Here is a 12,248-nt window from a genome sequence, read left to right as displayed (position 1 = left end):
TGTCGGTGAATCTGTCCGCTGGCGACAGCAGGCGGTCGGGCCACCGACCAGGTCAGCGCCCGACCATGGGAGACCACCGGATCACTCGGACGTTTCGTCCGACTGCTCCTCGGTCCCCTGACCGTCTACCCCGGAATCGGGGTCCACGGCCACCGGGTCCACGACGACGGCCTCACCCGCGTCGGTCCCGGGTTCGCCCTCACCGTTCTCGTCCAACTCGTCGTCACCGGCTCCCTCGGCGTTGCGAGCGATGCCGACGACGGCGTCCCGCTTACCCAGGTTGATCAGTTGGACGCCCATGGTGTCACGACTGGTTTCACGAACTTCGACAACCCTGGTGCGAATTACTCCGCCCCCGAGGGTGATTGCCAGGATCTCGTCCGTTTCCTCCACCACCAGCGCCCCGACCAGGATGCCACGGTTCTCGACGATCTTCGCCGCCTTGATGCCGAGGCCGCCACGGCCCTGAACTCGGTATTCGTCCACCTTGGTCCGCTTGGCGTAGCCGCCGTCGGTGGCCGTGAACACATAGGTACCAGGTCGGATGACGTTCATCGAGAGGAGTTCGTCCCCCTCGCGGAAACTCATGCCCTTCACACCCGAGGTGGCCCGGCTCATCGGCCGCATGGACTCGTCGGTCGCGGTGAACCGGATCGCCTGCGCCATCTTGCTGACCAGCAGCAGGTCGTCCTCGGCGGAGACCAGCTCGGCGCCGATCAGCTCGTCGTCCCGGCCCTCCTCGTCGGTCCGCAGGTTGATCGCGATCAGACCACCCGAACGGGGCGAGTCGTAGTCCTTCAGCGGGGTCTTCTTGACCAGGCCCTCACGGGTGGCCAGCACCAGGTACGGCGCGGCCTCGTAGGTGCGCACCGCCATCACCTGGGCGATGTGCTCGCCCGGCTGGAAGGCCAGCAGGTTGGCCACGTGCTGGCCGCGGGCGTCCCGGCCGGCGTCCGGCAGCTCGTAGCCCTTGGCCCGGTAGACCCGGCCCTTGTTGGTGAAGAAGAGGATCCAGTTGTGGGTGGTGGTCACGAAGAAGTGGTCGACGATGTCGTCCTGCTTCAGCTGCGCCCCGCGCACGCCCTTGCCGCCGCGCTTCTGCGAGCGGTACAGGTCGCTGCGGGTGCGCTTGACGTAGCCGCCCCGGGTGATGGTGACGACGATGTCCTCTTCGGCGATCAGGTCCTCGACGGACATGTCGCCCTCGTACGGGATCAGCGTGCTGCGCCGCTCGTCGCCGTACTTCTCCACGACGATCGCCAGCTCCTCGGCGATGATCGCGCGCTGCCGCTCCGGGGAGGCCAGGATCGCGTTGTACTCGTTGATCTTGGACATCAGGTCGTCGTACTCGGCGGTGATCTTCTGGTGCTCCAGCGCGGCCAGCCGGCGCAGCTGCATCTCCAGGATCGCGTTGGCCTGGAGCTCGTCGATGGCCAGCAACGCCATCAGGCCCGCCCGGGACTCCTCGACCGTGTGCGACCGGCGGATGGTCGCGATCACCTCGTCGATCGCGTCCAGCGCCTTGAGCAGCCCGCGCAGGATGTGCGCGCGCTCCTCGGCCTTGCGCAGCCGGAAGGTGGTCCGCCGGACGATGACGTCGATCTGGTGGTTCACCCAGTGCCGGATGAAGGCGTCGATCGACAGCGTCCGGGGCACCCCGTCGACCAGGGCCAGCATGTTGGCGCCGAAGTTGGTCTGCAGGTCGGTGTGCTTGTAGAGGTTGTTCAGCACCACCTTGGCGACCGCGTCCCGCTTGAGCACCACCACCAGCCGCTGGCCGGTACGCGAGGAGGACTCGTCCCGGACGTCGGCGATGCCGCCCACCCGGCCGTCCTTGACCAGGTCGGCGATCTTCAGCGCCAGGTTGTCCGGGTTCACCTGGTACGGCAGCTCGGTGATCACCAGGCACTGGCGGCCCTGGATCTCCTCGACCTCGACCACGGCCCGCATGGTGATCGAGCCGCGACCGGTGCGGTAGGCGTCCTCGATCCCCCGGCGGCCGACGATCAGCGCGCCGGTGGGGAAGTCCGGGCCCTTGATCCGCTCGATCAGCGCGTCCTGCAGCTCCTCGCCGGAGGCGGTCGGGTTGCTCAGGTACCAGAGCGCGCCGGAGGCGACCTCGCGCAGGTTGTGCGGCGGGATGTTGGTCGCCATCCCGACCGCGATCCCGGTCGCGCCGTTGACCAGCAGGTTCGGGAAGCGGGCCGGGAGCACGTCGGGCTCCTGCGAGCGCCCGTCGTAGTTCGCGGAGAAGTCGACGGTCTCCTCGTCGATGTCCCGCATCATCTCCATGGCCAGCGGCATCATCTTGCACTCGGTGTAGCGCATGGCCGCCGCCGGGTCGTTGCCCGGGGAACCGAAGTTGCCGTTGCCGTCGACCAGCGGCATCCGCAGTGACCAGGGCTGCGCCAACCGGACCACGGTGTCGTAGATCGAGGTGTCGCCGTGCGGGTGGTAGTTGCCCATCACGTCGCCGACGACGCGGGCGCACTTGTAGTAGCCCTTCTCCGGCCGGTAGCCGCCGTCGTACATGGCGTAGAGCACCCGCCGGTGCACCGGCTTGAGACCGTCGCGGACCTCGGGCAGCGCCCGGCTCACGATGACGCTCATCGCGTAGTCGAGGTAGGAGCGCTGCATCTCGCTCTCAAGCTCGACCTGCTCGATGCGCAGGTTGCTCTCGGGCTCGACCGGCAGGCCGGGAAGGTCGTCCTCGGGGCCGTTGGGCTTGTCGTCGTCGACCACTGCGGGTCAGTTTCCTCTCGTGCGTGCTGCCAGGGACTCTCGAACGACCCGCGGGGTCGTCAGACGTCCAGGAAGCGGACGTCCTTGGCGTTGCGCTGGATGAAGGAGCGGCGGGCCTCGACGTCCTCGCCCATCAGGATCGAGAACAGGTCGTCGGCGCGGGCCGCGTCCTCCAGGGTGACCTGGCCGAGCAGCCGGTGGTCCTGGTCCATGGTGGTGACCCGGAGCTCCTCGGCGTTCATCTCGCCGAGGCCCTTGAAGCGCTGGATCGCGTCGTCCTTGGGCAGCTTGCGCCCGGCCGCGCGCCCGGCCGCGATGACGGCGTCCCGCTCGGGGTCGGAGTAGACGTACTGGACGTCGTCCCGGCTCCACTTGATCTTGTACAGCGGCGGCCGGGCCAGGTAGACGTGCCCGCCCTCGATCAGCGGCCGCATGAACCGGAACAGCAGGGTCAGCAGCAGGGTGTTGATGTGGTGGCCGTCGACGTCGGCGTCGGCCATCAGCACGATCTTGTGGTACCGCAGCTTGGAGGCGTCGAAGTCGTCGTGCACGCCGGTGCCGAAGGCCGAGATCAGCGCCTGTACCTCGGTGTTCTGCAGGACCTTGTCGATCCGGGCCTTCTCGACGTTGAGGATCTTGCCGCGGATCGGCAGGATCGCCTGCACCCGCGGGTCCCGGCCCTGCTTCGCGGAGCCACCGGCCGAGTCACCCTCGACGATGAAGATCTCGCACTCGGAGGGGTCCTTGCTCTGGCAGTCCGAGAGCTTGCCCGGCAGCGAGGCGGTCTCCAGCAGGCCCTTGCGACGGGTCAGGTCGCGCACCTTGCGCGCGGCCACCCGGGCGGTCGCGGCGGTGATCGACTTGCGGATGATGTCCGCCGCCTCCACCGGGTTGCGGTCCAGCCAGTCGTTCAGGTGCTCGTGGACGACCTTCTGCACGAAGGTCTTGGCCTCGGTGTTGCCCAGCTTGGTCTTGGTCTGGCCCTCGAACTGCGGCTCGCCCAGCTTGACGCTGATGATCGCGGTCAGGCCCTCGCGGATGTCCTCGCCGGTGAGGTTCTCGTCCTTCTCCCGGAGCAGCTTCTTCTCCCGCGCGTAGCGGTTGATCAGCCCGGTCAGCGCCGCCCGGAAGCCCTCCTCGTGGGTACCGCCCTCATGCGTGTGGATGGTGTTGGCGAAGGAGTACACACCCTCGCTGTACGCCGTGTTCCACTGCATGGCGACCTCGACCGAGATCGTCCGGGCCTTGTCCTCGGCCTCGAAGTCGATCACCGTCGGGTGGATCACGTCGCCCTTGCGGGCGTTGAGGTACCGGACGAAGTCGGAGATGCCGCCCTCGTAGTGGTACGTCACCGTGAACGGCTTGCCCTCGTCGTCGACGTGGTCGGGCCGCTCGTCGGTCAGCTTGATGGTCAGGCCCTTGTTGAGGAAGGCCATCTCCTGGAAGCGCCGGGAGAGCGTGTCGAAGGAGTACTCGGTGGTCTCGAAGATGTCGGCGTCGGCCCAGAAGGTGACCGCGGTACCGGTCTCGTCGGTGGCCTCGTGCCGCTCCAGCTCGGCCGTCGGCGCGCCCAACTTGTAGTCCTGGGTCCAGCGGTGGCCGTCGCGGCGGATCTCCACCGACAGCCGCTGCGACAGCGCGTTCACCACCGAGACGCCGACGCCGTGCAGACCGCCGGAGACCGAGTACCCGCCGCCGCCGAACTTGCCGCCCGCGTGCAGCACCGTGAGTACGACCTCGACGGCCGGCTTGCCCTGGCCCGCGACGATGTCCACCGGGATGCCTCGGCCGTTGTCGACGACCCTGACCCCGCCGTCCGCCAGCAGGGTCACGTCGATGGTGTCCGCGTGCCCGGCCATCGCCTCGTCCACGCCGTTGTCCACCACCTCCTGGACCAGGTGGTGCAGGCCGCGCTCGCCGGTCGACCCGATGTACATCCCGGGGCGCTTGCGGACCGCCTCCAGGCCCTCCAGGACGGTGATCGCACTGGCGTCGTAGGCGGAGTTGTTCTCCGACAGCGAGCCGGTCGCCGGGACGGCGGCGACCTCCGACGGGACTGCTTCCGACTGCGCTGGTTCCGGCGCTTCCTGGGTGGACGGGGAGATCTCAGGGGTCTGGCTGGGGTCGCCGGAATCGGCCACGAAGCGCCCTTTCTGGCACAGCTCGGACCGACTTCCGTACCCCGTGGGTGGGACCGGAGCGGCCTCGGCACTCGACTCAGTCACCGCTAGCGGCGGTTTCAGCCTCCAGTCTACCGGTAGGACTGACACTCATGGGCCTTTGGCAGCCCCTGGGCTCCCCCGTGCCGCACAAAAACTGGGCCGGATGTATCCCACCACCCGCGTGGGGTGCGGAATGGGCTCACATGGGCACTCAGCCGATCCACTCGGTCACCCCCAGGTGTCCCCGGGACCCTTGCTTCCCGGAGCCCGCAGCCGCCCGTAACTGCGCTGCGGACCACCCGGCCCCTGCACCTTGATCAGCCTCACCGTGCCCTGGCCCAGCTCCTGGTTCAGCCGCCTCACCAGCTGCGGGGCCATCAGCCGGATCTGCGTCGCCCAGGCGGTGGAGGTGCAGCGGACGGTCAGCACCCGCTCGTCCTCCGCGTAGCCCTCCGGCTCGCAGTGCGCCGCCAGGTCGCGGCCGACGATCTGCGGCCAGCGCCCCATCACCCCGCCCACCGCCGCCGGGGCCTCCCAGCCGCGCTCGGCCAGCAGCCGCCCGATGGCCGCCCCCAGCGGCTGCGGGTCCCGGCCGTCCGCCCGGGCGCCGCTGCGCAGCCCGGTCCGCCGGGCCTCCTTGCGCTGCCGGACGTTGTCGCCGCGCTGCCGGGCCAGCTCCTTGGCGTTGCGCAGCGCGACCCGGGCCAGGTCCACGCCGGACAGCTGCTCCTCGGGCCCACCGCCGTCGGCAGCCTCGGTCGCCTCGCTCACAGTCGCCTCGCTCTTCCCGGGATGGTGTGCGGCTCCGTCGGCCGGGGACCGGCCACGGGCGGTGCGGGGGAGGGGTCGATGCGGAGAGGCATCGAGCGACCGACGACCAGCCCTCCAGCCGACCGTCCGGCCGACCGTCCGGCCAGCCGTTCTGTCGTCCCGGCCTCCCGCCGTTCAGCCGTCCCGCCGTTCAGCCGTCCCGCCGTCCCGCCGTCCCGCCGGGAGTCCGGGCTCCGCGACACCGGCCCCCGGCGGCGGAGCCTGTGAGCAAGGGTACGAGGCCGCGGGCGCAACGGAAGACTTCAGGAGTTTCGGGCGGGAGTTCAGGGGTTCCGCTTGACTTCGCCGTCGGCGACCGAGTAGCGGCTGCCGACGAGCGCCCGCGGCACGTCCTCGGCCACGGCGGCGGTCACCAGTACCTGCTCACCGGGGGCGACCAGCTCCGCCAGCCGCTCCCGGCGGCGGGTGTCCAGCTCCGCGAACACGTCGTCGAGCACCAGCACCGGCTCGCCGCCGTCCGCCCGCAGCAGCTCGTACGAGGCCAGCCGCAGGCCCAGCGCGAACGACCAGGCCTCCCCGTGGCTGGCGTAGCCCTTGGCGGGCAGCTCGCCCAGGCGCAGCCCGAGCTCGTCCCGGTGCGGCCCGACCAGGGTGATCCCGCGCTCGATCTCCTGCTTGCGGGCCTCGCCCAGGGCCCGCAGCAGCTCCCGGTACAGGCCCTCCCGGCCACCGCCCAGCTCCGCCTGCTCACCCAGCGAGCTGCGGTACTCCAGCAGCGTCGGGCCGCCGCCGGGCGCCAGCTCCTCGTAGGCGGTGCGGACCAGCGGCTGCAGCGCGCCGACCAGCTCCAGCCGAGCGGCCAGCAGCTCAGCCCCGGCCCGGGCCAGGTGGTCGTCCCAGACGTCCAGTGTGGACAGCTCCACCCGGCCACTGGACCGGCGGGCCATCGCGGCGGACTTCAGCAGCGCGTTGCGCTGCTTGAGCACCCGCTCGTAGTCCTGGCGGACCCCGGCCAGCCGCGGCGCCCGGGCCACCAGCAGCTCGTCCAGGAACCGCCGCCGCTCCCCCGGGTCCCCCTTGACCAGGGCCAGGTCCTCGGGCGCGAACAGCACCGTGCGCAGCAGCCCGAGCACGTCGCGCGGGCGGACGTTGTCGGAGCGGTTGATCCGGGCCCGGTTCGCCCGGCCCGGATTGAGCTCCAGCTCGACCAGGGTCTGCCGCTCGTCGCGGACCACCGCGGCGCGGATCACCGCCCGCTCGGCGCCCAGCCGCACCAGCGGCGCGTCACCGGCGACCCGGTGGCTGCCCAGGGTCGCCACATAGCCGACCGCCTCGACCAGGTTGGTCTTGCCCTGGCCGTTGGGGCCGGTGAACACGGTGACGCCCGGATCAAGGGGTACCTCGACCCGGGCGTAGCAGCGGAAGTCGGCCAACGACAGATGCGCGACGTGCATGCTCCGGACTCGTCAGCCTTCTTCTCGTCAGTTCACTTGTGGCGCCGGGAGGTGGCGACGCCGGGGCGCCGCGGCGTGGTGACTACTTGCTCTCGACCGCGTGGCCGCCGAACTGGTTGCGCAGCGCGGCGATCATCTTCATCTGCGGGGAGTCGTCCTGGCGCGAGGCGAAGCGGGCGAACAGCGAGGCGGTGATCGCGGGCAGCGGCACGGCGTGGTCGATGGCGGCCTCGACCGTCCACCGGCCCTCGCCGGAGTCCTGGGCGAAGCCCCGGAGCTTGTCCAGGTGCTCGTCGTCGTCCAGCGCGTTGACGGCCAGGTCGAGCAGCCAGGAGCGGATCACCGTGCCCTGCTGCCAGGAGCGGAAGACCTCGCGGACGTCGGTGACCGAGTCCACGGCCTCCAGCAGCTCCCAGCCCTCGGCGTAGGCCTGCATCATGGCGTACTCGATGCCGTTGTGGACCATCTTGGCGAAGTGGCCGGCGCCGACCTTGCCCGCGTGGACCGAGCCCGCGTCGCCCTCGGGCTTGAGCGCGTCGAAGATCGGCTGGACCTTGGCGATGTCCTCGGCCTCGCCGCCGTACATCAGCGCGTAGCCGTTCTTCAGGCCCCAGACGCCGCCGGAGACGCCGCAGTCGACGAAGCCGATGCCCTTGGCCTTCAGCTCCCCGGCGTGCTTCTCGTCGTCCGTCCAGCGGGAGTTGCCGCCGTCGACGACCACGTCGCCGGGCTCCAGCAGCTCGCCGAGCTCGTCGATGGTGTCCTGGGTGGGGCCACCGGCCGGGACCATCACCCAGATCACGCGCGGGGCGGACAGCGCGCCGACGAGGTCCTTGAGGCTGGACACATCGGCCAGGTCGGGGTTGCGGTCGTAGCCGACGACGGTGTGGCCGGCGCGGCGGATGCGCTCGCGCATGTTGCCGCCCATCTTGCCGAGACCGATCAGTCCGAGCTCCATCACAAGTCCTTCGTTCGAGGTGACTACCGGCGCGCGGCCCCGTTGCCGCCACGGGGCGAGCCTACGCCCGGGGCCTGGGGGCCACCGGGCGTAGGGCCCATCTGCGTTAACTCCCGCTCAGCGCTCCTACCCGGTACGGCGCGAGCCACCGCCCCGCCGACCCCGGCGCTTGCCGGGGCCACTGCCGGGGCGTCGCCCCGGTCAGGGTCAGCCGGACAGCCGGACCGGCATGATCAGGTACTTGTAGGCCTCGTCCGCCTCCGCGTCGGCCGCGGGCTTGCCGCTGAGCAGGGCGGGCTTGGTCGAGGTGGTGAAGCTCAGCTGGGCGACCGCCGAGTCGATCGCGGACAGGCCGTCCAGCAGGTAGGCCGGGTTGAAGGCGATCGAGATGTCGTCGCCCTCAAGATCGGCGTCCACCCGCTCGGTGGCCTGGGCGTCGTCGCCGGATCCGGCCTCCAGGGTGAGCACACCCTGCTCGAAGCTCAACCGGACCGGTGTGTTCCGCTCGGCCACCAGCGAGACGCGCTTGACGGCCTCCACGAAGGCCGGGGTGTCGATGGTCGCGACGGAGTTGAACTCGGTCGGGAACAGCGCCCGGAACTTCGGGAACTCGCCCTCCAGCAGCCGGGTGGTGGTCCGCCGCCCGGCCCCCTCGAAGCCGATCAGCCCCTCGCCCTTGCCGCTGCCCGCCAGCGCGATGCTGACCACGTCCCCGGCGCTGAGCGACTTGGCGGTGTCCAGCAGCGTCTTGGCGGGCACCAGCGCGACCGCCGACAGGCCCTCCTGCTCCGGCTTCCACAGCAGCTCGCGCACGGCGAAGCGGTAGCGGTCGGTCGCGGCCAGGGTGATCCGGTCGCCCTCGATCTCCACCCGGACCCCGGTCAGCACCGGCAGCGTGTCGTCCCGCCCGGCGGCCGTGGCCACCTGCACCACGGCGGCGGCGAAGAGGTCGCCGGGGACGGCGCCGGAGACGGTGGGCATCTGCGGCAGCGCCGGGTACTCGTCCACAGGCAGTGTGGGCAGTGTGAACCGCGAGCTGCCGCAGACCACGATCACCCGGACCCCGTCGGTGGAGATCTCCACCGGGCGGTTCGGCAGCGAGCGGGAGATGTCGGCCAGCAGCCGACCGGAGACCAGGACCGTGCCCGGCTCGTCGATGTCCGCCTCCGCCTCGACCCGGGCCGAGACCTCGTAGTCGAATCCGGACAGGCTCAGCTTGCCCTCGTCCGCCACCAGCAGCAGACCGGCCAGCACCGGCACCGGCGGCCTGGCCGGGAGGCTGCGCGCGGCCCAGGCCACGGCCTCCGCGAGGACGTCACGCTCGACCCGGAACTTCACCGGTAACCGCCTCCTGTGTGCTGCTGCTGTCGGGATCACCGCTGTCGAGATCACCGTTGTCTGGTTCGCGGTTTGGAACCGTCCCCAGGGTGGGGACTCTTCCTGTGGAGCGGTGACCCGCCGGACCGGTCGGCCGCTGCTCCTGTTGCCGCTTGTTGCTGAGGACAGTCTGACGTACTCCACCGACAGCCGAGGCTGATGGGTCGAAGACGGTTCGAACCCGCGTCGGGTCACCGTTGTCCACAGATCTGGCCCCCACCTGCTTTTTGATCAATCCTGAGCTCTCTACTCTGGGTAGTAGTAGTAGGTGTTGTGGATACCGTGGATAACCCCTTTTCTGCCTGGTCAGGGCCTATTTTTTGTCCACATTGGCTGGGGACGCAGCCGGTGGAGAAACTAGCGTCGCTGTGGACGCGGCAGGGCTTCCCCACAGGTCAGTTGACTTGTCCCCAGGTTGTCCCCAGCGGCGTCCCCAGGTTTCCGGGTAGTTCTCCCCAGCCTCCGGGACAACATTGTGTGGCCGCTTTCACTCCGACCGGTGAAATGTCGATGGATGTTGCCGAACTGGGGATATTCCTGTGGAGAACTGTGGACAACCTGGGGACAAGTGCCCTACTCCTGGGGACGGCACGTGGACAACTCTGGCGCGCCGTTGACGGCCCATTAGTTCTCCACAGGCTGTGGACGACCGTTCCCCACAAGTACACAGGCAGCTGAGCTGGGCAGACACCCCCACCATGGTGACGGCTGTGGAGGGATTCGGGATAACTCCGCTCTCCCCAGGGTGTGGACGGCGAATCCGGCCGACCACTGTGGACAATTGGCCGCGCGGGCCCCGCTGTTCGAACCATGGGCGCAGGCGTACGGCTGCCGGGACGGGAGCGGGGACCGGCACGGGCGGGCGCGGACATGCGAAACGGGCGCCGGGACGGTGGTCCCGACGCCCGCTGGGGGTGCCCGAGGTCAGCTCTTGATGCGGTTGGTGAGCTCGGTCACCTGGTTGTAGATGGACCGCCGCTCCGCCATCATCGTGCGGATCTTGCGGTCCGCGTGCATGACCGTGGTGTGGTCCCGGCCGCCGAACTGGGCGCCGATCTTCGGCAGCGACAGGTCCGTCAGCTCCCGGCACAGGTACATCGCGATCTGTCGGGCGGTGACCAGCACCCGGCTGCGCGAGGAGCCGCACAGGTCGTCCACGCTCAGCCCGAAGTACGCGGCGGTCTGCTGCATGATGACCGTCGCGGTGATCTCCGGCCCGGCCTCCTCGCCGCCCGGCACCAGGTCCTTGAGCACGACCTCGGCCAACTGGAGGTCCACCGGGGCCCGGTTGAGGCTGGCGAAGGCCGTCACCCGGATCAGCGCGCCCTCCAACTCCCGGATGTTGCGCGAGATCCGGGAAGCGATGAACTCCAACACCTCCGGCGGGGCGTTCAGTTGCTCCTGGATGGCCTTCTTGCGCAGGATCGCGATCCGGGTCTCCAGCTCGGGCGGCTGGACGTCGGTGGTCAGGCCCCACTCGAAGCGGTTGCGGAGCCGGTCCTCCAGGGTCACCAGCTGCTTGGGCGGCCGGTCCGAGGAGATCACGATCTGCTTGTTGGCGTTGTGCAGGGTGTTGAAGGTGTGGAAGAACTCCTCCTGGGTCGACTCCTTGCTCTGCAGGAACTGGATGTCGTCGACCAGCAGGATGTCCATGTCCCGGTAGCGCTGCCGGAAGCCGTCGCCCTTGTCGTCCCGGATCGAGTTGATGAACTCGTTGGTGAACTCCTCGGAGCTCACGTAGCGCACCCGGGTCCCGGGGTAGAGGCTCCTGGCGTAGTGCCCGATCGCGTGCAGCAGGTGGGTCTTGCCGAGCCCGGACTCGCCGTAGATGAACAGCGGGTTGTACGCCTTGGCCGGGGCCTCGGCGACAGCCACCGCGGCCGCGTGCGCGAACCGGTTGCTGGAGCCGATGACGAAGGTCTCGAACAGGTACTTGGGGTTCAGTCGGGCGGCCGGTTCGTCCTTGCGGGGCAGCCCGGAACTGTTGCTGGAGCCGCCACCGGGCCGGTGCACCGGCAGATGCGGCGGCAGGTTGCCGGAGAGCGGGCCGTCGGTCGCGGAGCGCTCGGCCGGCCCGCCGTCGGGGCGCCCGGACGGCAGGTGCTCGGAGCGGTCCTCCAGCTGCTGGTGTTCCTGCCGCTGGTGCTCCCCGCGCTGCTGCTCCGGCCGGTGCTGCTCGGCGCGGTGCTGATCGGCCCGGTGCTGCTGCTCGGCCCGCAGCTGCTGCTCGGCCCGCAGCTCGCGCTGCTGTTCCGCGCGCTGCTCCCAGGGGCGGGGCTGCGGCGCGGGCGAGGCGGGGGGCCACTCGTCGTCCTGCGGGTGCGGCGGGCGTCCCGGGAAGGCGCCCGGGTAGCCGGGGCCGCCGTAGTAGCCGGGCCGGTCGGGGTAGCCGACCGACCGCTGCTCGTAGTCGTAGCCGTACCCCTGCTGCGGCTGCTGCGGCGCCGGCGGGTACTCGCGGTGCTGCGACTGGTACGGATAGTCGCCGGGGCGATCCAACTGCCGCTCGGGCGCCCGCTCGGGCTCCTCCTGGCCGACCGGGGGCGGCGGAACCAGGGAGGCGGCGTTGGCGTCGACGATCACGGCGATCCGGATGGCCCGCCCGTACTGGTGGCTCAGCGCCTCGGTGATCCGGGGCAGCAGGTGGCCTTCCAGCTTGGCCTTGGCCATCTCGTTGGGCGCCGCCAGCAGGGCGGTGTCGTGCATCAGACCCATCGGCGCGGTGCGCTCAAGCCACTTCCGGTCCATGGACTCGACCCCGAGGTCGTTGCCCAGTCGCTCCAC

The 12,248-nt window shown here is 70.2% G+C and carries 7 protein-coding genes; all 7 read right to left on the bottom strand.

Features of this window, described 5'->3' with window-relative positions; genetic code table 11:
• Nucleotides 1-81 precede the first annotated feature (81 nt).
• Nucleotides 82-2,694: a DNA gyrase subunit A gene (gyrA, locus tag GXP74_RS00035; RefSeq protein WP_225448531.1), complete on the bottom strand. Its 2,613-nt coding sequence runs from the start codon at nucleotides 2,692-2,694 to the stop codon at nucleotides 82-84.
• Between the two features lie 107 nt (nucleotides 2,695-2,801).
• Entirely contained in the window at nucleotides 2,802-4,760 is a 1,959-nt protein-coding gene (gene gyrB / locus GXP74_RS00030; RefSeq protein ID WP_225448530.1) for a DNA topoisomerase (ATP-hydrolyzing) subunit B, read from the bottom strand.
• Nucleotides 4,761-5,132: 372 nt separating this feature from the next.
• Nucleotides 5,133-5,675, bottom strand: coding sequence for a DUF721 domain-containing protein (locus tag GXP74_RS00025; RefSeq protein WP_182449363.1), 543 nt, complete (start codon nucleotides 5,673-5,675; stop codon nucleotides 5,133-5,135).
• Nucleotides 5,676-5,998: 323 nt separating this feature from the next.
• Nucleotides 5,999-7,129 (bottom strand): DNA replication/repair protein RecF, encoded by a 1,131-nt coding sequence (gene recF, locus GXP74_RS00020; RefSeq protein WP_182449362.1) that lies wholly within the window; start codon nucleotides 7,127-7,129, stop codon nucleotides 5,999-6,001.
• 82 nt (nucleotides 7,130-7,211) lie between these two features.
• Nucleotides 7,212-8,087, bottom strand: a complete 876-nt coding sequence (gene gnd, locus GXP74_RS00015; protein ID WP_182449361.1) for a phosphogluconate dehydrogenase (NAD(+)-dependent, decarboxylating) — start codon at nucleotides 8,085-8,087, stop codon at nucleotides 7,212-7,214.
• Nucleotides 8,088-8,294: 207 nt separating this feature from the next.
• Nucleotides 8,295-9,425 carry a DNA polymerase III subunit beta gene (dnaN, locus tag GXP74_RS00010; protein WP_182449360.1) on the bottom strand — a complete coding sequence of 377 codons (1,131 nt, stop codon included), beginning with the start codon at nucleotides 9,423-9,425 and terminating at the stop codon, nucleotides 8,295-8,297.
• A 963-nt stretch (nucleotides 9,426-10,388) separates the two neighbouring features.
• A complete protein-coding gene (gene dnaA / locus GXP74_RS00005; RefSeq protein ID WP_370468521.1) occupies nucleotides 10,389-12,212 on the bottom strand; it encodes a chromosomal replication initiator protein DnaA in 1,824 nt (607 codons plus the stop codon).
• Between the last annotated feature and the right edge of the window lie 36 nt (nucleotides 12,213-12,248).

The sequence above is a fragment of the Streptacidiphilus sp. P02-A3a genome, assembly GCF_014084105.1.
Lineage (GTDB): Bacteria > Actinomycetota > Actinomycetes > Streptomycetales > Streptomycetaceae > Streptacidiphilus.
This window is presented reverse-complemented; position numbering and strand designations above follow the sequence as displayed.